Annotated in this window: 18 protein-coding genes; 10 read left to right on the top strand and 8 right to left on the bottom strand. The window is 45.8% G+C overall.

Annotation, left to right across the window (positions count from 1 at the left end; translation table 11 throughout):
* Positions 1 to 45: 45 nt before the first annotated feature.
* From ACO1NU_RS05030 to ACO1NU_RS05005, 6 genes are all read left to right on the top strand, one after another.
* Positions 46 to 813 carry an SDR family NAD(P)-dependent oxidoreductase gene (locus ACO1NU_RS05030; protein ID WP_448817370.1) on the top strand — a complete coding sequence of 256 codons (768 nt, stop codon included), beginning with the start codon at positions 46 to 48 and terminating at the stop codon, positions 811 to 813.
* 79 nt (positions 814 to 892) lie between these two features.
* The gene (locus tag ACO1NU_RS05025; protein ID WP_448817369.1) at positions 893 to 1810 is read left to right on the top strand and encodes a helix-turn-helix domain-containing protein; all 918 of its coding nucleotides are present in this window, start codon (positions 893 to 895) and stop codon (positions 1808 to 1810) included.
* Positions 1811 to 2005: 195 nt separating this feature from the next.
* Entirely contained in the window at positions 2006 to 2230 is a 225-nt protein-coding gene (locus ACO1NU_RS05020; RefSeq protein WP_448817368.1) for a CDGSH iron-sulfur domain-containing protein, read from the top strand.
* A 140-nt stretch (positions 2231 to 2370) separates the two neighbouring features.
* Complete coding sequence (locus tag ACO1NU_RS05015) at positions 2371 to 3495, top strand: glycoside hydrolase family 43 protein (RefSeq protein WP_448817367.1); 1125 nt, start codon at positions 2371 to 2373, stop codon at positions 3493 to 3495.
* A 159-nt stretch (positions 3496 to 3654) separates the two neighbouring features.
* On the top strand, positions 3655 to 3996 hold the full coding sequence (locus ACO1NU_RS05010) for a hypothetical protein (protein WP_448817462.1): 342 nt from the start codon (positions 3655 to 3657) through the stop codon (positions 3994 to 3996).
* Complete coding sequence (locus tag ACO1NU_RS05005) at positions 3878 to 4675, top strand: endo-1,4-beta-xylanase (protein WP_448817458.1); 798 nt, start codon at positions 3878 to 3880, stop codon at positions 4673 to 4675. The genes ACO1NU_RS05010 and ACO1NU_RS05005 overlap by 119 nt, the downstream gene beginning before the upstream one ends.
* Before the next feature lie 122 nt (positions 4676 to 4797).
* Here the strand turns inward: ACO1NU_RS05005 and ACO1NU_RS05000 are convergent, their stop codons facing one another.
* From ACO1NU_RS05000 to ACO1NU_RS04970, 7 genes are all read right to left on the bottom strand, one after another.
* Positions 4798 to 4983: a family 16 glycoside hydrolase gene (locus ACO1NU_RS05000; RefSeq protein ID WP_448817366.1), complete on the bottom strand. Its 186-nt coding sequence runs from the start codon at positions 4981 to 4983 to the stop codon at positions 4798 to 4800.
* On the bottom strand, positions 4928 to 5605 hold the full coding sequence (locus ACO1NU_RS04995) for a 3-keto-disaccharide hydrolase (protein ID WP_448817365.1): 678 nt from the start codon (positions 5603 to 5605) through the stop codon (positions 4928 to 4930). Before ACO1NU_RS04995 ends, ACO1NU_RS05000 begins: the two co-directional genes overlap by 56 nt.
* Before the next feature lie 87 nt (positions 5606 to 5692).
* On the bottom strand, positions 5693 to 9070 hold the full coding sequence (locus ACO1NU_RS04990; protein ID WP_448817364.1) for a DUF5107 domain-containing protein: 3378 nt from the start codon (positions 9068 to 9070) through the stop codon (positions 5693 to 5695).
* Between the two features lie 11 nt (positions 9071 to 9081).
* Positions 9082 to 10419: a sugar porter family MFS transporter gene (locus ACO1NU_RS04985; protein WP_448817363.1), complete on the bottom strand. Its 1338-nt coding sequence runs from the start codon at positions 10417 to 10419 to the stop codon at positions 9082 to 9084.
* A 22-nt stretch (positions 10420 to 10441) separates the two neighbouring features.
* Positions 10442 to 13312 (bottom strand): exo-beta-1,4-galactosidase, encoded by a 2871-nt coding sequence (locus ACO1NU_RS04980; protein WP_448817362.1) that lies wholly within the window; start codon positions 13310 to 13312, stop codon positions 10442 to 10444.
* 74 nt (positions 13313 to 13386) lie between these two features.
* Positions 13387 to 14877 (bottom strand): RagB/SusD family nutrient uptake outer membrane protein, encoded by a 1491-nt coding sequence (locus tag ACO1NU_RS04975; protein ID WP_448817361.1) that lies wholly within the window; start codon positions 14875 to 14877, stop codon positions 13387 to 13389.
* 50 nt (positions 14878 to 14927) lie between these two features.
* Complete coding sequence (locus ACO1NU_RS04970) at positions 14928 to 18227, bottom strand: SusC/RagA family TonB-linked outer membrane protein (protein ID WP_448817360.1); 3300 nt, start codon at positions 18225 to 18227, stop codon at positions 14928 to 14930.
* A gap of 201 nt (positions 18228 to 18428) precedes the next feature.
* Between ACO1NU_RS04970 and ACO1NU_RS04965 the strand changes: the two genes are divergently transcribed.
* The 4 genes from ACO1NU_RS04965 to ACO1NU_RS04950 all read left to right on the top strand — a co-directional run bounded on the left by ACO1NU_RS04965 (position 18429) and on the right by ACO1NU_RS04950 (position 20939).
* Positions 18429 to 19325: an AraC family transcriptional regulator gene (locus ACO1NU_RS04965; protein ID WP_448817359.1), complete on the top strand. Its 897-nt coding sequence runs from the start codon at positions 18429 to 18431 to the stop codon at positions 19323 to 19325.
* A 126-nt stretch (positions 19326 to 19451) separates the two neighbouring features.
* Entirely contained in the window at positions 19452 to 19907 is a 456-nt protein-coding gene (locus ACO1NU_RS04960; RefSeq protein ID WP_448817358.1) for an SRPBCC family protein, read from the top strand.
* Positions 19908 to 19917: 10 nt separating this feature from the next.
* Positions 19918 to 20487, top strand: a complete 570-nt coding sequence (locus ACO1NU_RS04955) for a dihydrofolate reductase family protein (RefSeq protein WP_448817357.1) — start codon at positions 19918 to 19920, stop codon at positions 20485 to 20487.
* 98 nt (positions 20488 to 20585) lie between these two features.
* Complete coding sequence (locus tag ACO1NU_RS04950; protein WP_448817356.1) at positions 20586 to 20939, top strand: hypothetical protein; 354 nt, start codon at positions 20586 to 20588, stop codon at positions 20937 to 20939.
* 86 nt (positions 20940 to 21025) lie between these two features.
* Here ACO1NU_RS04950 and ACO1NU_RS04945 read toward each other — a convergent pair whose 3' ends face one another.
* Positions 21026 to 22084 carry a response regulator gene (locus ACO1NU_RS04945; RefSeq protein ID WP_448817355.1) on the bottom strand — a complete coding sequence of 353 codons (1059 nt, stop codon included), beginning with the start codon at positions 22082 to 22084 and terminating at the stop codon, positions 21026 to 21028.
* Positions 22085 to 22375 lie beyond the last annotated feature (291 nt).

The raw sequence follows: 22375 nt of genomic DNA, 5'->3' as shown, positions 1-22375 counted from the left end.
TCGGCTGTACCCGGACATTTGATTTATAACAAACTAAAGTGTATTATGGAAAATCAAACAGCATCAGCGAATAAATCAATTGCTCTGGTAACCGGAGCGAATCAAGGAGTAGGAAATGAAATTGCAAAAGCTCTCGCGGCGAATGGCTATATTGTATATGTTGGTTCGCGTAAATTGGAGAATGGTGAAAAGGCCGCTGCTGCGATCGGCGAAAATGCGAAAGCTATAGAGCTGGACGTTACTCAGCAAAGCACCATTGACGCGGCAATGGTGCGGATTGGTTCTGAGCATGGGCGTCTGGATCTGCTGGTGAACAATGCGGGTATATCCCACGGCGGAACGGTGCCAAAAAGCCCGGAGGAGCTGATGAGCACTGGACGAGCGGTTAACGTTTCGCTGGACGAGGTCCGCAAAGTTTGGGAAACAAACGTGTTCGCGGTTATAGCCGTAACCCAGGCGGCCCTGCCTCTACTGCGCAAGTCATCTGCAGCACGTATCGTGAATGTTTCCAGCAGCCTGGGCTCATTGACATGGATCTCTGATCCGCAGTGCTGGGCACGTGAAAATTTCGGTATTGTCTACGCTGCTTCGAAGACAGCACTTAACGCCGTCACCGTAGCTTTTGCACTGGAGCTTGAAAAAGAGAACATCAAGGTGAATGCGACTAGTCCCGGGTATACGGCTACTGCATTGAATAATTTCCAGGGTACAGACAGTCTGGAAGTTGGCTCCCGTGAACCCATCCGGGTAGCCCTGGAAACGGATGGCCCCACAGGCAGTTTCACAGGATCAGAGGGTCTCCTGCCCTGGTAATTGCAAATGAGATCGACAATTGAGAATTATTTATGGCCGGCAACACAGCTATTAGCCGGCCATTTCCTTATTTTACAGTATGAAAAATGACGCGCCAAAAGTGGCTAAGCTGGAATCTATTACCGAGATACACCGCATGCTGGATATCCCCGGACCGATTCATCCACTCATCACGCTACTCGACACCCGGGAAGAACGGATAAATCTGAGCAAGCTGCCGGTTAGCTATGTAACAACTCTTTATAAAATATCTTTCATTAGTAAACTTGGAGGTAAATTCAGATACGGTCAAGGCTATTATGATTTTGATGAAGGCAGCATGGTTTTCACTGCTCCGAACCAGATCGTAGGAAGTACAGCAGTTTACAAGGGAAACGAGGGTTACTCGCTCATCTTTCATCAGGATTTTTTGCAAGGCTATCCCCTCGCTTCCAAGATCAAACAATTTGGTTTCTTTTCTTATGCGTCGAACGAGGCTCTTCACCTTTCCGAGCAGGAAAGAGCAACGGTGTCGGCTGTATTTACAATTATCCAGGAAGAATTGAATAGCCGCATAGACGATTTTAGCCACGAGGTGGTGATTGCCCAAATAGAGTTACTGTTAAGTTATGCGAAGCGATTTTATAAGCGGCAGTTTCTGACCAGGCAACCCGGCAACAGCGACCTTCTTCAGCAGTTTGAAGCGCTTCTGTACCGGTATTTCAAAGAAGGTAAACCTGTGAACCAGGGCGTGCCTGCGGTACAATACATAGCAGAGCAGTTAAACTATACGCCGAATTATTTAAGTGATATGCTGCGTTCGCTCACAGGCTTGAATGCGCAGCAGCATATACATGAGAAGTTGATCGAAAAATCTAAAGAATTGCTTTCAACTACTAACCTGACTGTCAGCCAGGTGGCTTATGAATTGGGGTTTGAGCATTCGCAGTCATTCAGCAGGCTGTTCAAAACGAAGACGAACCTCTCCCCTGTGCAGTTTAGAAATTCTTTTAACTAGCATCCCTAAGATAAGAATATTGCCCGGTTGTAAGGTGAAGTGCCCCCTCCTTTGATGTGGGCTGGAGCTGGGGCCTCATTTTGCCATATTAACGCAGCGGGATCTGAACGTCCTGCCAGCAGAACGCTTCTAAATAACAATCAGATTGCAGGGGCTGTATCCAATGTCCTACTTTTGGACTTTCAACAAACTCAAATGGCAAAAACAAGACTTACAATCAACAACAACGGTTCAGTGAAAATAGAAGGCGATTTTGAAATCGTGGATAAAAACGGCAATGAGTATGGTCTTCAGGGACGTACCGTTGTAAGCGTCTGCAGATGTGGCTTGTCTAAAAACAAACCTTTCTGTGATGGCTCTCACAAGGATCACTTTGAGCACGAGGCTATCGCGTTCGATCTTCCTCCTAAAAAGGTATAGGTTGAGAATGCGGATGACCGAAAAGGAAAGCGACCATATATAATTGTATGGTCGCTTTTTTATGAGCTATAGCGAGATCGAACTTGTTTGGTAAAGAATTTTCTTATCTTGGATCCGCACCAATTATCTTCCTTACCAACATGCATTACTGCAGCAACCTGGTTAAATATTTAAAGACACTCTGTGTTATAGTTACTATAGCGCTTTTTACATCCGATAGTTCAGCGCAGAGCATCGACCGCGCTTCTACGGCTCCTACAGGTATCAAGATTGTATCTAACGTACAGAAATCCAAGAAAAGCCCTCCTTTTGATGAAAAAAAGTTAAATGGCTACCTGCTGGTTTATTTTAAAGATCAGACGCAGTCGGCTTATCTGGCTATCAGTAAAGACGGATATACCTTTACAGACATTAACGGGGGCAATCCTGTTTTTATCGGCTCCGAGTTGGCCGAGCAGAAAGGTGTTCGCGACCCACATATTACACGTGGCCCGGACGGAGCTTTCTATCTGGCAATGACCGATCTGCACATAGCTGGTAAACGCGCGGGCTTCAGAGATACTGAATGGGAACGGCCGGCCGAGAAATATGGCTGGGGTAACAACCGCGCTTTGGTATTGATGAAATCGTATGATCTGATTCATTGGACACACTCTGATTTCCGTGTTGACAAGGCCTTTCCCGAGTTAGGCGACATCGACTGTTCGTGGGCTCCGGAGACTATTTACGATGCTGCGAAAAAGAAGATGATGGTGTATTTTACGATCCGCTATAATAATAAGGATGCAAACATCTACTATTCTTATGCTAATGCGGATTTCACGAAGCTGGAAACCGTGCCGCAGAAGATAAACACGATTGGAGGTATTGATGCCGATATTACAAAAGTTGGCGATAAATTTCAGATGTTCTATGTCTCGAAGGCGCAACTGTTCCATGCTGTTTCAGACAGGGTAAACACCGGCTTTACCAGTGGAGATAAGCGTATTGATCCGGAGTCTGTCAATACAGAGGCTCCGAATTTGTTTAAGCGACTTGGTACGGATAAATGGGTATTGATGTATGACGTATATGGCATGCGCCCGAGCAATATGGGTTTTAGTGAGACTACAGACTTTGCAAACTACACCAACCTTGGACATTTTAACAAGGGGGTGATGAAAGCCACCAATTTTTCCAGTCCGAAACATGGAGCAGTAACCTACCTGACTCCCGACGAGCTAAAAGCCGTCGCTACCCACTGGAAAGTTGATATACAGGAATAAGGTATTATATAGCTTCAACCGAACAGCCAAAAAAGCTTGTGGCGATCATAAATCGGGCAACTGACCGAAATCGCCTACTTAGCTGACCAAACTCAGCCCGCATCTTATAGCACCTTCTCATATTTGTATCAGCGAAACCGTTATACAAATCACGAGACCATGGAAACATCTGTAAAAATCAATTTATCTCCCATCCTATCCTACGTGTACTCCGATGTGGAACAACTCAGGTCCGAAATCGGGTTTTACAATGATGAAATCAGGTTTTTCAGAACACTGATCGATAGATATCTACTTCCACTCATCGATAAAGAGAGTATGCCTAAAATCCAGGAAACAGCAAAGCAGTTGAGCAAGTTTGAGCAGGATAAAGACTTATTTTCTGAACAAACAGTGGCATTCCTTCTTAAAGTTAAAGATAAAGCACTGGCATCTCCAAGCCATCTGGACAGAGAAGATGAAAAAATATATTTGCAATTACTTGCTCGCTGGTGCAGGTAAGGACCATGTGAAATCCTGGAGTGTTGTTTACCAACCTATGGATGAAACTGATCCCTCACAACTGAGAAGCGGTCCGGCAACTGGTACGCCTCCGGCAAATACCTTTTATTGGCAAGATTATCTAGGTAAAGATTATGCAGCAATAGCCATCGGCATGGTTAAGAAATATGCTAATGCAACCGATAAGATATTCTTTACAGAAACTAACCTGATTGACAATCCAGCCAAGATCCAGGGACTTAAAGAGTTCATCGCTTACACAGAAGCAAATGGAGCTCGTGTCGACGGAATAGCTACTGAATTAGCCCTAAATATTGGTGACGATAAGACAAAAATTGAAGCAATGCTTCAAGGCCTGGCTAACACAGGAAAGTTGATCAAGATCTCTGCCTTAGACATCGGTACTGGTGGTACTACAGCCCAGGCTAGCCCGGCCGCTTATCTTGAACAGGCTGAGATGTATAAATGGTTTGTTAAAGCGTACAATAGCTCGATACCGGCCGCCCGGAGAGCAGGAATCACGTTCAGAAGTCCTCATGATCGACCTTCAGGTGACAGCTGGCGCCCGAATGAGCCTGTCGGCTTGTGGACGCGCTTCACGTCAGGAAGTACCGTAAATGCGGGCTTTCAGCGAAAACCTGCTTACGTAGGGGTGCTGGAGGCATTGCAAGGAAAATAAAATAAAGAAGGGGGACAATTTAAGTCCCCCTTCTTTATTTTAAAAATAATTTCTGTTGTCTATCTGATAATAGCAAGGGATATCTTCACACACAGTCTATTATACAGGCTCTATCAGTGCTGTTAGTTCCCTTTCCCAGCCAGATTCAATAACTTTATGTTTCGAAACTCGACTGGTTGACCTTCACTTTGCAAAGCAATAAAGCCTTCTTTTAGTGTCTTTCCATCTTGTTTCACCAAGGGATCGTATCCCTTAACTACCCCTCCTCCTATTTGTGGCTTGGAGTACTGTAGCACTGTGTCCCCCATTGATGACATGAGTGATCAACGAGTCGCCTAAAACAATTAGCTCAGCCTTCACCCATTGATCTCCATCGTAGGTCCTGGATGAAGAATTGATACAATGATCCCCTGCAATTTTACCTTTGTATACGACATTAGTACCCGGAGAACACATATTGCCTGTCGGCCGTGGCTTACCATCTCCCAGCCCGCCTAAAAACTGCATCTCGATTGAAATTGGCCAATCCTGCTCTTTAGGCATGGTGCGGGGATCCTGCGAATGGAACATGACCCCGCTGTTTCGCAGCGTGTAACTCGGTGCTCCTTTCTGTAATTGGCCGGTAAACCTGTATTCGACTACCAAATGATAATAAGAAAACGGCACTTTATAATACAGGTGCCCAAATTGATCATTAAAGTCGCCGTACTGATCATAGCTGACCTTGATTACTCCGTCCTCCACTCTGAAGGTATTACCAAAATTGACACCTACGTCATGATGGTGGATCTTGACGAACCAGTCATCCAGGTCTTTTCCGTTAAACAATGAAATCCAGGATTCTTTGCTCTTTACATCGGGTTTAAGACTTCTGCAGCCGCAAATCAGGATTACAACAAAAAAAAGAAAGCAAGCTTTGAAGAGTTTCATATAATCGGTTAATGTTATCATAAGCAATATACCAATTAATCGATGGATGTACTTGCATAAGATCGACGCAAGACCCCCGCCACATACTTAATCCTGGCCAAAATCTGCTAAGGACGCCAATGGTGTCATCAGGTATCTGGAGTCGTCATTTTGCAGGATCTCCTGATGTGTTTTAGCTCCGAGGTGCATAGCATCCATCCCCAGTATTGTATTGAAAATACGCTGTGCGTTCTCATGTTGATGTAGACCGAGTTGTCCCAAACCCTGCAGGTATAAGCAATGGACGCGGTTGCGCATGCTCAAATCATCACTAAAGACGAGTAGATCGGGCAGGGAAACAGCAAAATAATCCAGCTTTATCTTGTCGTTGAGGTGTTCCTCTCCATATTGAATTAAATCATTGAAGATTTGCTCTGCCTCTGCCTTGTCGCCAAGCTTGTATCGTGCCAATCCCTGATAGAAGATTTTCTCAGGCTGCTGGTCATTGTAAAATATTGCTGCGCCCGGTTGCGACAAACCCTCCACTGCTCTTTGATAACAATCTCTCGCTTCGCTGATTTGCTTCAACCCTTCATAAGCCCGACCTAGCCAATAAAAGATGTCATTTTCCCTTGCGCCTGATAATTTACCCTCTCCCAAATTTTCCGGATATCTCTGTGCCGCCTCCACGTAGGCTAGTGCTGAGGAATAGTTACCGTTCCAGATACATGCTCTTGCTATCCCTAAGAGACTATAGACATATTGCCCGGTAACTTTTCCTTCTCCTCCTTCCCAAGGATGAAAGATTCGCGATGAGATTAGCTGATGAGCCTTGTCGTATAATCCATGGAAGTTGCACAACGCAATCATCTCGAGATAAAGATCGTCACGATGTATTGCTACATGCCGGTGCTCATTCAGGAACTCAAGACGCTTACCGGGCGAATGATTCAGACGTTTACGTAACTGATCCAGCTCCATCAGTACCCGATGATCATCTTGATTCAATAAGTAAGCACGTTCAAAGCATTGAAGCGCATTTTTCGAATTCTGAAGATGATTAAACTGAGCAATTCCAAGATTCCTCCATACTGTAGGAAATCCATGATTTAACGAAGCCGATAACTCCCAGGCGCTGATAGCCTGTTCGTACTGACGTTTGTCATACCAGAGATTACCGAGGTAATATGCGGCCATAGCATCGGCGGGGTTCAACTGCAAAGCCATTTGTAACACCAGGATATCTTCGAGCTTGTTCGGGAAACAATAAGCAGAATCAGCCTCAGATCCCTCGCTAAAACAGCTTTTAGCAAGATCGGTCCTTCCAGCTAACTGATTGAAATAACCTTCGTAATAGAACAACATTGGATTATTCCGTTCTTCTGCCTGGGCATAGGATAGCATTTGAATAGCTTCCTCGTATTCACCGCACCATGCGAGATCAGCAGCATACTCCAACAGGGTGTTTGCGGAACTACGACTGCGCCTTTCCAGCAAATTGATCGATTCTTTTGCTTTATCCTCTTCCCCTACATTTCCCAGACAGTCCGCCTTTTGCAACAAAAGGCCGATATTAAACAGGTCTCTCTTCAACCCCTCTTCTATTATTTCTAGTGCATCAATATACTTACCTAGCTTTTTAAGGGCAAGTGCTTTTAGCACATATGCCTTCCCGTTTCGAGCATTTCGGTCAAGTGACCAATCAATATGTTCGAGGGCCGACTTATAATCTCCCCTCACCAGATCAATCTGCGCTATTGAATAATAAGCTCCATCTTGCCAGGCACTGCTCCAGCTTGCTTTATAAAACGCATCGTACGCCTCGTCCATTCGTCCCTGATACTTCAAACACAAGCCGAGGTTGTAGAAGGGTTCACCGTCATAGGGGTTCGGATTTCGTTGCGTTATTGTATCGACTGCTTGCCGAAAGAACTTTTCTGACTCTTTGAACTGTCCCTTGCGTAGATACCATGCGCCCAATGCCTGATTATTTCTGACATCACCTGGATCTCGTCTTATTGCTTCCTGATAATATGGTACGGGACTTAGAGTAGCATGCCGGTATTGCTCCAGATGCTGTCCTGTTAAAAACAGCTGTTCACAATTTTCAGTTTCTTCGGGCGACTTCGCCGCTTTTGCAGGTTGGGGAATAGGACTTTCTACGTCTGCAGCAGGCTCGTACCTTAACCGTTCTTTGCCCTCTCCGTCAACAACGATGATCATCAGATCCTGCTCTCCTGCTTCGACACCCACTTGAAACGTTTCCTCATAAACCTCTTCGGGCGTCAACAACATCTGCTTGTGAATAGATATCGCACCTTGTACATGCACTGTCAACTGAATTTCCAGCGCACTGGTCGCAAATAGCCGCAGAGTCAGAACCCGTTGATTCTGATTGAAACTCAACAGCAGATCCTCACTCGCATTTTTTATTATTCCGAGCTCTCTGTAAGGCAAAAAGTATTGTTTAAAGGACTTTTCTTCATAAGGCATGAGCCAGCTAAAATCAGGCTGATTATCTGTGTACACTCCGGTCATCAGTTCGATATACGGTCCGTCTTCATCCGTGAGATTGCGGTCCCATGCAATGCCGAAATCTCCGCAGCCCCATGTCCACTGTTTTTTACCGGGGGAAACATGATGATTGGCTACATGCAGCACTCCTGCCCGCGTGTCGTGCTCATATCCCCCAACGAAGTTGTACTTCGAATTAACAGCCATGAAGGAAGTAGGCACCGGTATGTTCTTATATCGTGAGATATCGGTTCCGGGAGAATAATCAACTTTATAGTACGTTCCGGTGGCTATAGGAAAAGTAGAAACATCACGCTTCCCATGATCAAACACGGCATTTACATCCGGAGGAAATACAGACTGATAGTGTTCATTAACCGCTACAGCCGGGTTTGCCCACCATAGAAAGGTCTGTGGCAGATCCGTCCTGTTATAGAGTTTAGCTTTAACTTCCAGGTATGCCTTACCAGGATACAGCGTAAATCCAGCCATTCCTTTCGTTCGAAACATCTTCTCCACTTCATTAACCCACACTGTCCTACTACCATCTGGATTTTCCTCGATGCTAAAATCAACAGGCTCGAAGGTGCTTGGGCGGTGGTGTTGCGGCCAGTTAAACTCAATACCGCCCGAGATCCACGGCCCACATAGACCCACCAAAGCTGGTTTTATAACCTGGTTATAATATATAAAGTGCCTTTCTTTTATTTTATCATAAGCCATCTGAATCCGTCCTCCCAACTCAGGCAGGATCATGATCTTGATGTATTGATTTTCGAGATAAACCGCCTGATATTCCCGATCTATTTTCTCATCATATATCTTTTCGATGATTGGATTGGGATATACTACACCACTGCTCCCCTGATAAACCCGCCTTTCAAAAAACATGGGATTTTTATCGGGTGCATCTACTTCATAAGTCGGGATAGTTACACGTTCGGTCCAGGCTTTTACACTCGGAAAATTCATAGAGATACGTTTTAATGTGAGACGAAATTATTTTCTAACTCTTCGAGGGTTTGTCCCTTGGTCTCCTTAACCCTCTTTTTTATAAAGAGAAAAGCGGCCATACAGATGACTGCATACACATAGAATGGTCCATATGTACCCAGGATGCTGGCCATTATCGGAAACGTGAAGACAAGTACGAAGTACGCTGCCCAAAGACAAACTACTGCAGCGGAGGAAGCCAGACCGCGAATATGATTGGGAAATATCTCGCTGATAAGCACCCAGGTAACTGGAGCAAGCGATGTGGCATACAAAGCGATGGCGACTAACACTACTATGCTGATCCAGATGGGTGCGGCTTGCGACTGAAGTAATGTGGCCAGCACTACGTATGCAATGGATAAGCCTAAGGAGCCTGCCAGCATCAGCGGCCTCCTGCCCAGCTTATCTACCTCCCACATGGCCAGCAAAGTAAATAAGGTATTTACAATTCCTATTGCAACGGTCTCAGACAACTGCCTGTCCAAATCTGCGCCTACCGATTCGAAGATCGTTGACGTGAAGTTAAACACCACGTTAATACCGCATAACTGTTGGAACACGGCCAGGGTGATGCCTACTGTCATCGCCGGACGAACAGCTTTCGAAAATACAGCAGCAAAGCTCTGTTTTTGCTGACTCTTGAAGCCTTGCTTAAAATCGGAGACCGTCTTCGTTACGTAGTTCTTATCACCTATTTTTTGCAGAATCGCTGCTGCACGCTCTTCCTGCCCGTTCGACATTAACCACCGGGGACTCTCAGGTAAATACACCACGCCAATCAGAAAGAGAACAGAAGGGATTACGCCGAGGCCAAACATCATTCGCCACGACTGGTCTCCATAGCCTGCCAGTTTATAATTTACAAGATTAGTAATGAGGATTCCAAAGACAATAGTCAGCTGATTAATCGCGACATTCCTGCCTCTTACTGATGCGGGTGAAATCTCCGCGATATAAAGCGGACTTAGAATTGACGCCATACCCACTCCTATCCCGGCGACGAAGCGCATAAATATGAAAACACTCATTCCCGACGATAATGCCATCCCTAAAGAAGACAAGGCGAATATGATCGCAGCCAATGATAAACCTGGCTTGCGCCCATACTTTTCCGCCAATTTCCCTGCAAGTAAACAGCCGACGATGCACCCTAATCCAAGCGAACCAGCTAAAAACCCCTCCCAATAGGCATTCAAACTAAACTGCTCCCGCAGGAAAGGAAGCGCACCTGAGATCACAGCGAAATCGAATCCGAAGAGATAGCCTCCCAGTGCGGAGATGAAAGAAATGCCGAGAATATAACGGTTGTTATACGTTTGTTCCATGTTGATTATCTAGGGCTGTGAGTTAGTTGACCTTATTCTTGCTGGAACTGGGTTTCAGCTCATCCGGACTATCCTTCGTATAGGTGTCAAACAACTGCTTCGACGGCGACTTGAACACATCCTCAATTACATTAATATCCACTTCCTGTGAGGGATTGAATTTCTCTGATGCCATATACTTCTGTAGCGAGTAAAATAGTTGTTCAGCAGCAGGGCGGTCATCCGCATCTTTACGCAGATCTGCACTACTTACTATAATCTTGCCTTTACCCACTCTTGCTTCGTAAACCAATGCCAGGCGGCGATTTAAAAACCAGGTATCAATTGGTTGGATCAGCGGCTTAAATCCTGCGGGGAAGTCTTCCAGAATCATGGTCTGAGAGCGATGCTGAATGTCCCACCATTGCAGATCGCTATGGTAGCTTGTCGGGAAATCATCAAACGCCGGGCTTTTTTCCTGAATAAGCATTCCGGTGACGTGTGGAGGCCGCATCTTAAACCAAGATGTGTTCCAAAACACCGGCAAGAAATACATCTGCACTTCTTTGCCCTTCACAACCTTGCCTGCTGCATTGAAGAATACCTTTCCTCCCCTGTTCAGCACTTCCTTTGCCTTGTTATCTAATACGCTTGTATAATAAATGCCAGGTACCTCCCGCGGATTACTAGCCGGATATACCCAAAAATCCCAGTCATTAATAAACGAGCTCTTATCAACCGCCACCTCAAGATTTAACCGCGATGGCTGATCTACTTCCGCTAGCGAAACGTCTATGCTACCCACTTTTATGCCGTTCCCATTCCGGAAATTTTGGGGAGCGAAGCTTCCGCTCTTGAGGATCTTCCCGCCCGCATTTTTTATCCTCCACCTGACAACGCCATTCAGCAGCACATTTTTTTCCGAGCGAAAAAGGTCTATTTGTGCCTGAAAGCGCTCATTATTATAAAAAACAAACTTGGGAAGTCGCGCCAAAGGCACCGTGGTATTACAAAATCTTGAAAACTGTTCAGGGGAGACATAGTCTTTCCCTTCCCAAAAAGCATCAATAAGCCCGACAAGCGCGGTCCCCTGTCCCGGAAAATCTTGCAGACCAAGAAGCTGAAACCCTCCATAGCCTGGAGTTCTCAATGATTTCTCAATTTCATGCTTGTAAGAAAGCGCCTGCAATTTTCCCGATGCCATGAAGAAATCACGTGCCTGATCGCCCATCCCCTGATCCTGAAGATCTTGCTGAAACATCTCGAAGTTCCGGGCTCTGTAGACTCCTTTATATTTCTTGATCTCGTCGAAATTCGGAAAGACACACCACTGCCCCATCTCATGCGCTACAAACGGCACTTTAAACTTGGCTATCCCTTCACTAAAATCAGAAAAGGATTCCGGTCTCTTGTCCCACGCCAAACCTCTCACCCCGCCCCTAACCTGGTACTCGGCTTGCGGGACAATGGGCCAGCTTCCTCCAACAGACATTCCTGTATATACGCGCCGGTTGTCTTGTTTCTTCCAAAAAGCTACAAAGTCATTGAGGTACTGAACCTGGTTACCTGCCGGTTCATTGCCTGCTGAATGCATGGTATAAGAGGCATAGTTCCCGTAAGATTTAATCATGCGGGCCGTCTCATCATACAAGTATTTGTCAATCGGTTGCCCTAAACCAATCTTTGGTCCATGGTTCGGCCAGCTTGGTGCTTCAGGCTGAAGAAATATGCCCACCTGATCGGCGGCGATAAAAGCAGCTTCAGGCGGACACCATGAATGAAACCTCACATGGTTCAACCCATATTGCTTCGCTGTTCTAAATATCCTCAACCACCCCTCTACCTTCATGTCCGGATAACCCGTAAGAGGAAACTCAGCGTTATGCAGCGTTCCCCGAAGGAACACCGGATTCCCGTTAATCAGGAACTGATTGCCTTCTATCCTGAATTCACGCATTCCAAACTGCACCTCCTTTTCAGACTCTGCTCCCCGCGCCTGGAGTATCGCGCTCAGCTTGTAAAGCGCTGGGTTAAATTCATCCCAGGTTAACATACCATCTCCGAAAGGGACTTCGACATCTAAGCTAGTATTGCCTGATCTTGCTACATTAAAAGATGATTGAACAGTCTTTGTCTCATGAGATTTCTCGGAATTAAAGCTCCGTGCCACCAGCTTGATCTGGCCCTTAACGGCCGAACCGGATGTGTTTGCAATAAAGAGCCTCACTAGCGCCTTCTTGTTTTTAACATCCGGAAAGACCCGGATATCCTCCAAATAGACCTGTGGGCGGCTCTCTAAGAACATCCTGCCGACGATTCCGTTCCAGTTCCCCTGGGTATGGTCGCTCACGCTATGTGAATCCGGCCCTACATTAATTTCTTTTATTCGATTGTCGACCCGGATGGTAATACGGTGCTTACCGGGTTCAAGGCCTGAACGAAGTTCGTAGATATGAGGAGCGGCCAGTGAATTCTGAGTTCCCAACTCCTGGTCATCTATCCAGACCCGAGTTTCAGTATGTGCCCTTTCGAGGTTCAGTATAATACATTGCCCTTTCCATTTGGCTGGAATGACAACTTCTTTCTGATACCACGCTGCTCCTACATAATGCCTTGCTGGAGTCAGCCAAAAAGGAATGTGAATATTATCGGAACGACGATACTTTTCTAAACGTGGATTAAAATAGTATGAACTGTCATAAATACTTCCCGTCCATTTCGTTTGCAGCGTTATCGGGTCTCCCTTCAGGTTTTCAGCCATAGAACCCGGGAGTCTTATCGCATCCTCCAGGTTTCTGCTAAACCATTTTTCAGTAATACCTTTATCATCCCGGTCAATCCCGAATCTCCAGGTCCCTTCCAGGTTGATAACATCTGCTTTCGCACTGGCGGTAAAGACCAGTGCGAAAAGCATCGTACAAATTAAGCGCAAGTTCAGTATCATAAGTTCATATTCTTCGTGATGGCTAATTTAGGCCATTCTCCCGGTTAGTAATCCGGATTCTGATTCCAGTTGTTCCGTGTATTGAGTTCATTCTGTGGAATAGGAAGCAACAGGTCCTTTGCAGTGGGCAGCTGTCCGTTTGTTCGCGAATGATAATGTTGTGCGAAGCTGCTCAGCGTGCTAATGGCGCTGGCTTGCCCCCATCTTACCAGATCAAAGAAACGTCGTCCCTCACCAATGAACTCCTTTTTACGCTCTTCTTTGATATCGTCTATTGTAGGACCCGCTGTAAGGGCCGCAAGCCCGGCTCGCTGGCGTAGCTTATCGATATATGGCTTAGCAGCACCGGCCTTTCCATTTACGATAAGAGCCTCTGCATAGTAGAGGTAAACATCTGCAGGGCGGATGATTGGAAAATTTCTCGGGAAGTCATTCCAGGCTTTTATCCGGGTATTCGTGTTATCTTTTTCCAGGAACTTCGTTACGATATTTCGCGTTACCCAGCTTCGTGTAGCCACGTTGGTACTGCTCCAGTACCCGGTATCGATGCTGGCCATCAAACGTTTGTCTCCGCTCGCCTTCATTCTGTTCACCAGCATGGTGTCAACCCGTACATCCTGGCCTTGTAAATTGTACGTCGCATAGGTCCATTCAGGAAAGGGAGAACCGGATGAGGGAGAGCTTGTTATGTATCCGGGGAGACTTGATCCGGTATTATTCCCGCCTGAAGCAAATTGAATAGAGAAAATGTCGTTCTTATTCTCATTTGCAAGAATGAAGATCTTGCTATAATCCGGGTTGAAGCGCGCGTCTACATCCGCAATGATCCCCGCATATACCGTTTCAGCTTTGGGGTATGCAGATGCATCATTGGAGGGAAATCCCGCCATAGTCATATATACCTGACCCAATAATGCATTGGCTGCCACACTCCCTACGCGCCCGGCATCAGCTCCTGTGTAGAATTTATCCAGGTTCGCAGCAGCGAACTCCAGATCTGAAATAATCTGTGCGTATATAACTTTAGGATCTTCCCTCGGCAAAGCTATCGCATCTTTGTTCTCGATAGGTGCGGTGACCAGCGCAACAGGACCGAATGACCTGAGTAATTCGAAATAAGCAAAAGCTCTCATAAACCGGGCCTCTGCTCTGTAACGGGTATACTCCCCTTCCTTAGTTCGGTACAGGAGGCTGTTGGCATCCTTGATCAGGCTGTAAAGCCGGCCAAAGATCGACGAAACTGTGCCGGAGTTAGGAGAAATAAGATATTTCCTCAATTCAAGCTGGTCGTTTTGCGCCGATGTTCCTTCTACCAGATACAACAGGTCTGAACGATTTTCAGAGGCCAGCCAGTAATAGTCTGTCGCAAAATCCGTATTGGTACCGTTCCGCCCCAGACGGGCATATACGCCGACGATCGCCTGCTTAACTTCGATCTCATTCTGGTAGAATGCATCTGCTGTGTTATTTTCGATCGGGGCGATGTCTATAATGTCCTTGTTGCAGCCTAGTAGAAGCGCAGACATTATGGTCATTAAACAAATTATATGATTTCTAGATGATTTCATGTCCTGATAGATTGAATTTAAAATGTTGCCGTAAGTCCAAATGATAAAGTCCGTGCCTGTGGATAGGCACCCCAGTCGGAAGATGCATTGTCCTGAGACGCCCCCTCCGGAGAGAATCCTGGATAATAGTTATCCCACATATAGACATTATCGCAGGATACGTATATCCGGGCTCTGTTGATGAATTTGGCTTTTAGCGGTAAGTTGTACCCAAGGTTAATGTTCTTGATTCTCAAATAGCCTGCGTCGTACATCCAATTGGTGTCGTACTCGCTTGTAACAGCGGAGAAGAATGCCGGTACCTTACCGTTTCCTGGTTCTTCTTCCGACCAGTAGGCTTTGGTGAGCCATTGCTCCATGTACATCCATTTAGGATCGTTGGTAGGCCTGTTCCAGGCTCTTGAACCGATCGCAAGAAGATCTCCGCCAACTCTTCCCTGCAGGAGAATAGACAGGTCAAAATTCTTGTAACTGAAGTTGTTTGAAAAGCCCCATTCAAAGTCAGGCTGATAATTACCTGCAACGATATAGTCCGAAGCGTTGATCAAACCGTCACCATTTGCGTCCCGGTATTTCGTATCCCCCGGTTTTTGGCCTGACCAAACCGGAACGTTTGCTACCAATGCTCCATTTGCACCCGGACTAAAATCCGACTCTCTCAACACACCTACGGCATCAAGCAAATAGTAGGAATTGATCGGGTGACCCACACGCTGAATAATCGTCGCACCTTGCCCGATACGGATATCTGCGTCTCCTGATCCCAGCTTGGTGATCTTATTACGGTTGACGGTGATATTCAATCCGCTGTTCCACTTAAATGCGCCCACTGTGTTGAAGCTTCTGACTTCAAGTTCAAATCCTTTATTTTCTACATTGCCGACATTGTCCATCATGTTCGAAAAACCGGTGGTAAGTGAAACAGGCGCACTAAGCAGCAAGTCGCTCGTTTTCTTGTAATAGTAGGCGGCGGATAGAGTGAATCGATCTCGTAGGAAACCTAAATCCAGCCCGAGGTTATAGCTATCTGTTTTCTCCCATCTCAACAGAGAGTTGGAAATATTCCCAACCACATACCCGTTGTTGACCGCTTGGTTATCACCCAGAACGTAGTTCAGCGCGGCCATGTTAGAAACAAACGTCGAGTTCCCTATTCTGTCGTTCCCTGTTTGTCCCCAGCTGGCACTTAGCTTCGTAGTGCTCAGCCAGTCGAGTCCCTGCAGAAAATCCTCCTGATCTATTCTCCATCCCGCGGAAAGAGCCGGGAATACGCCCCAACGATTGTTCTCCCCGAATTTAGAAGACCCGTCGCTACGTACCGATGCGGAGAAAAGATATTTGCTTTTATAGTTGTATTGAATCCTGCTAAAGTACGACAGCAAGGCGTTCTCTGAACCACCAATAGTATTGAAGTTAATTGTTGTGGCGCGATCTTTATTAAATACCCAGGTCTTGTCATTCGGGAAGCCTGATAAGCCCTGGTCTGTAGTTTCCTGTTTGTAGGTCTCCTGAGCAATCCCGAGCAAACCATTGAAATTATGGTCGCCAAAACTCTTGTCATAGTTGATAGTCGCCTGTGTCAGAAGAGAATTCCCCTGGAGGGTCGTGTATCGCGATGACGATCTCTCTCCGGGTACGGATGTATCCCAGGTGCCCTGGATCCATGTCGGGCTGTAAGAACGTTCTCTGTTCCCCCGAAAGTTCCAACCCACCAAGGCATTTACATTCAATCCATTGGCAATATCAACAGTCGCATTGAAGGAACTATTCAGTCTGAAATCCCGGTTCAAGCGTTCGTTGTAAACCGCCTGCACATAGGGACTCACGTTGTTTGCACCGGCCCCCCATTCACCATAGAATTTATAAGGCTGTGCACCGGCCATTCTGCCAGACCCCGCCAAGGTCCATCCTGCATAGCTCAATGCCCGTGAAACGGCATTGTCCTTTCCGTCCACATTGGCGCCTTCCCTGTTGGCCAGAGATGGTGCAAGCATCAGCCCCACCCGGATAAAGCTATTGATCTTTGCATCAATGTTCGCCCGGAAGGAATAGCGGTCAAAGGACGATGCATGCACCACTCCATCCTGCTGAAATACTCCTCCGGAAATTGCGTAGGAAACCGCATCAGTAGCGCCTGAAGCACTCAGCTGAATATCTCTGCTGGGTGCTGTACGGAAAAGCTCATCCTGCCAGTCGATCGGCTCCAGCGCATCGGTTCCCCAATAAGGGTCATAAACTCCATATGTAGCTCTTATGGGCAGCAATGACTGCCGGGTACTGTAAACCGTTCCTGCAGGAGCCAGGCTCTGTGCATAGGCGATACGCTGTTCCTGACTTGCATTCGGATCCTGAGTAGGATTATTTATCCGCCACTGTCTGTCCAGCCACTTCTGGTTGAACTCAATCCATTGATCTGAATCCAGCACATCCACTTTTCTTTCGATGTTCGAAACGGCAGTATAGGCCGTTGCTGTTATGACGGGATTTCCTTTTTTGCCTCTCTTTGTAGTGACCAGCACAACGCCATTCGATCCTCTGGAGCCGTAAATAGCGGCTGATGCAGCATCTTTTAATACGTCTATGGAGGCAATATCTGCTGGGTTGACGCCCGACAAATTATCGAGAGGTACTCCATCAACAACGTAAAGTGGTGTCGCATCCCCGGAAATAGAGGATGCACCTCTCACTCGTATAGAAATGTCGCTGCCAGGAGCACCCGAAGTCGTTCTTACGGCTACACCCGCCATTTGGCCCTGTAAAGCCTGTTCTATCCTTGCGACCGGGCGTTCTTCGATGCTTTCGGAAGTGATCCCGGAGATGGCTCCTGTTATGTTTGGCCTTTGTTGCGTTCCGTATCCAATCACAACGACTTCGGTAAGAGCCGTGGACGACTCTCTTAATACGACGTTCAGGCTTGTTCTTCCTGAAATGGGTACCTCCTGAGTGGTATATCCTACATAAGTAAAGATCAAGATACTGTTAGCGTCAGGCACGGAGATACTGAACTTTCCGGCAATATCCGTAGTCGCACCGCCTGCAGAATTCTTGATCTTAATACTAACTCCGGGTAAAGACTCGCCCTTCTCGTCTCGAACGGTACCTGTTACCACGACAGCCCGTGATCGAAGGCCCGATTCCGAAACCGACCGCTCATGCCGGCTGCCCGGTGTCTCCCCGGTAAGTAGATTATCAGAAGAATACCCGGAAAGCGGACAAAGCACCGGGAAGCTCAGTAGTATGATAAAAGAACCGATTTTGGTCTGAAATTCAGGTATGCTGATTCCGGACGAGAATAGATAGGTGAGTTTTTTTTTCATAACATTACACGGTTTATAAATGGAGGAATCATTGTTCCTAATTGCTTAGGGGTTTATAATGGTCTATCAAAAATAGCCAGATGATGTAGAACGCTGAATGGAAATTCCATTTGAAGAGATGGACATTTATACGCTTTGGAGCATCAGAAAAGAATTCTAATTTTATGTGAGCTATTCGGGACGGCTTTTTATTCACCATAAATGACCTTAGCAGAGAAAACAACAAAGAAAAAAAAGGAAGGCTTTGTGGGACAAAAGATGATTGTCTTGCCACCCAATATCAAGCGTAATATTGCCAGTAATCATCTGATCAGTCGCTTCCATGTGGTGGCAAGCGGCTTTTATCCACATGCTATCTACCATGACAGGGAGAGGAAATCAGGATGCAGTGAGTATATTCTTCTTTACTGCACTTCAGGCAGTGGAACGGTCAATGTATCAGGCAGCACGTCGGTATTAAAGTCCAATCACTTTGTTATTCTTCCCAAAAACACGCCTCATCATTATAAAAGCTCTTTGCTTGATCCATGGTCTATCTACTGGCTGCATTTTACCGGAAAAAGCGCTGATCACTTGTACCAAAGGTACTCTGAATTGGGCGCTGAGCCGGTCTTCCTCGCCTATTCTGCACGAAGGATTGAGGATTTTGATCAAATATTCAATCTCTTAGCGAACAGCTTTGAAGAACGAAATCTGGAAATAGTTAACATCAAATACCTGGAGCTTCTCGCGAACTTTCTTTATGCCCAGGAAATAGACCCCTTAACCCTGGGGCGCGATAAAATCACTAACTCGATCCAGTTCATGAAAAAAAATCCGTTCAGCCTGTATTCGGTTAAGGACCTCGCAGCTCAGCAACATCTTTCTGTGACGCACTATTCGAAATTATTTCGCGACAAAACAGGAACTTCCCCTAAACAATATTTCATTCAGCTAAAGGTTCAAACAGCCTGTCAATACCTGTATTTTACAGACAAAAGCATTAAAGAGATCTGCCGGGAACTAGGCTTCAATGATCCCTTCTACTTTTCTCGCCTCTTCAAGAAGTTGATGGGGCTTTCTCCGGCAAACTACAGGAACCAGCACAAAATGGATTGAACGATTACCTGAATCCGATAGCCAGTGCCCCAATCTTCAAATCTTGCCCTATGGCAAGTAGTATTTGGTCGGTTTTAGTCATTTTTGCTCATGACATCTAACCGGAAACTTCTAATAAACAAACCTATGAGCGATTTTACAACAAGTCTTATCTTAAAAGCCGAAGAAGACAAAGTTTATGATAGCCTGACCAGAAACATCAGTGACTGGTGGACCGAAATCTTTGAAGGATCAGCAGAGGAGGTAAGCCAGGTTTTTACCATTCGTTTTGGACCCCAGGTGTTCAAAACCATGAGAGTTGAAGAACTCGTGCGCAACGAACAGATCATCTGGCGGGTGGAGGATGCGCTGATAGACCTACCCGATCTGGTTAACAATAAGGAATGGATCAATACCCGGATCAGATGGAACATATCCTCTGCACCTGAGGGAACATCCCTTCGTTTAACACATCAGGGTCTGCGTCCGGAGGTGGAATGCTACGAGCTATGTACAAGCGGCTGGCAAAGCTTTCTCTATAGCTTCAATAAATTTGTAACTACGGGAACGGGGACACCTTTCAGATTGGTTGATATCGATTGAATATAGCCTTATGAGAAAGATAATATCATTTATGCATGTATCGCTCGACGGCTTTGTTGCGGGGCCCGACGGAGAGATGAACTGGATTAAGGTAGATCAGGAGATCTTCGACTTTGTAGGAGAACGCATAGAGAAAACCGATACAGCGCTATATGGACGTGTAACTTACGAGATGATGGAGAACTACTGGCCAACAGCCGGCGATAAGCCTTCAGCATCCAAACATGACCTTGAACATTCCAAATGGTATAACAATGCACACAAGATCGTTCTGTCTAAAACAATGCAGGCAGAAGATAGACCAAACACCGAAATTCTCAGTGATGATCTTCCATCCCGGATAGAAGAAATAAAACAACAGGAAGGTTCTGAAATTCTGCTTTTTGGCAGCCCTACAGCAACACATGCACTTATTGAACTGAACCTGATTGATGGCTATTGGCTCTTCGTTAATCCTATTGTTCTGGGACAGGGCGTTCCGTTGTTTGTCAATACCAAAGACAAAATAAACCTCACACTGCTGAGCAGTAAGCAATTTAGCTCAGGGGTGGTTGAACTGAATTATGTATTGTCCGGCTAATACCCAAATAAAGAACATTTTAAGAGAAAAATAATACTTTCCAACATTGTTTATCTGTATTCAAAACATGTATATTTAGTCACCAAACTAATTATAATATGAAAAGGAAAATCTCAATGATCGCGCTGCTGATTTGCAGCTTTGCTATCTGCCTGGCTGCGGCTGCAGACCTCACTGGAAAGTGGCAGGGTGTTCTGAATTTCGGAGACATGGATCTCCCCCTGACTTACACTTTCAAGGTTGACGGAGAAAATTTAACTGGCACCGTCACAAGTCCTCAGGGTGATCTCCCCATTTCAGACGGCAAGATTAAAGGTGCTGATTTTACCTTCTCCCTGGACATCGGTGGCAATGTGATGCCTCAAACCGGTAAATTTTATGGTGACTCAACAGTTATAACCTCTGAGTTCAACGGTATGAAAACTCATCTTAAGCTAACCCGGGCTCAATAAGTTATGTAGCGGCGCATGTTTTATTTGACGGGCGCCGCTAAGACTTTCCCTTTCTCGCCGCATCTGGCCTCCCTCCATCATGATGTCTAATATTGAAGGTGGCGCAGCTTCTTCTCATTCAAAACACAGATACTCCCGTCAGCTGCAATATCAATCAGGTTTTCCATCCTGAACTCTTTCAAGGTTCGTATCGTCGATTCCGGGGCAGAACCTATTACATTCGACAAGTCTTCCCGCGATACCTGAACGGAAGGCAATCCATCTTTTTCGTCGTGGAATTTATCTACGATGTCAATAATCCCCTTCGCCACCTTTTTTCTAAGCGAGTTATAAGCCAGGTTCAGCAGCTGTTCTTCCTTTTCAACCAGATTATGCGACAGCAGCTTAATAAATCGACGTGCAATCTGGCGGTCGTTGTTAATCAGCTGAAGAAAGTCCGCCTTTGGGATAAGTATTAATTCAGCATCTTCAAGCACCTCCACACTCTCACGGTACACATCATCTTCAAAAATGGCCTTATATCCAAAAAAGTCTCCTTTTGTGTACATATTGGTAATGAGTTCCTTCCCATCTTCATTCATCAGGAACTTCTTCAGCTTCCCCTCCGTTACATAATAAACGAACATCGGATTTTCTCCCTCGTTGTAAAGGAGATGACGCTTTTTAAAATGATGAACATCAATGCTGGTACTCAGATCGAAGTTATCCGATTCGTTTACCTCCTGGAGGAAGTTAGCAAAGGGCGTATGGTCCGCCATCACGCGTCCCTTTAAAATGTCTGCTTTTCTTAGCCTGACCTCTATGCTATCAAGCAAATCCTTTTCGTTGAATGGCTTCATCAGATAATCATCAGCTCCCATTCCCATTCCTTTCCGTACATCAGCTTCATCCAATTTCCCCGTGAGAAAGATAAAGGGAATAGAAAAGGTTTCAGGATGACGGCTGAGGATATGTAACACGCTGTAACCGTCCAGTACGGGCATCACCACGTCACATAAAATGAGGTCTGGTCTGTCTTTTAATGCCTTTTCAACACCTTCTTTCCCGTTTGATGCTCTGGTTACGAGATAACCTGAAAGCTGGAGGATTTCACTAAGGTTCTCACTTAGCTCTTCATCATCTTCGATTAACAGGATCTTTCTCATGGATAGCGAGATGTGCTTTAGGTTAAAGGAGATGTTATTGAAAATCAACAAACTGCCCATACCAAGTATAAGACAAATACGCTACATTAGTGATACCACAGGTTTAAACCTGATGAAAGATCAGCCTTATCCATGAAGAGGAAAATCATATAGGATACTCAATCCTCCATTTGTACCCTATGCTACTTTTAGCTCGCTGAGCGGTTAAAATCACATCTTCTTCATTGACGATAAAGTGGTCGGACATTGCCGGCAAATTGGTTGTTCGTGGGTCAGGTAACACGCTCTCGA

This window comes from Arcticibacter sp. (assembly GCF_053551015.1).
Note: the sequence above shows the minus strand (reverse complement) of the source record. Positions and strands in the feature narration are given on the sequence as shown.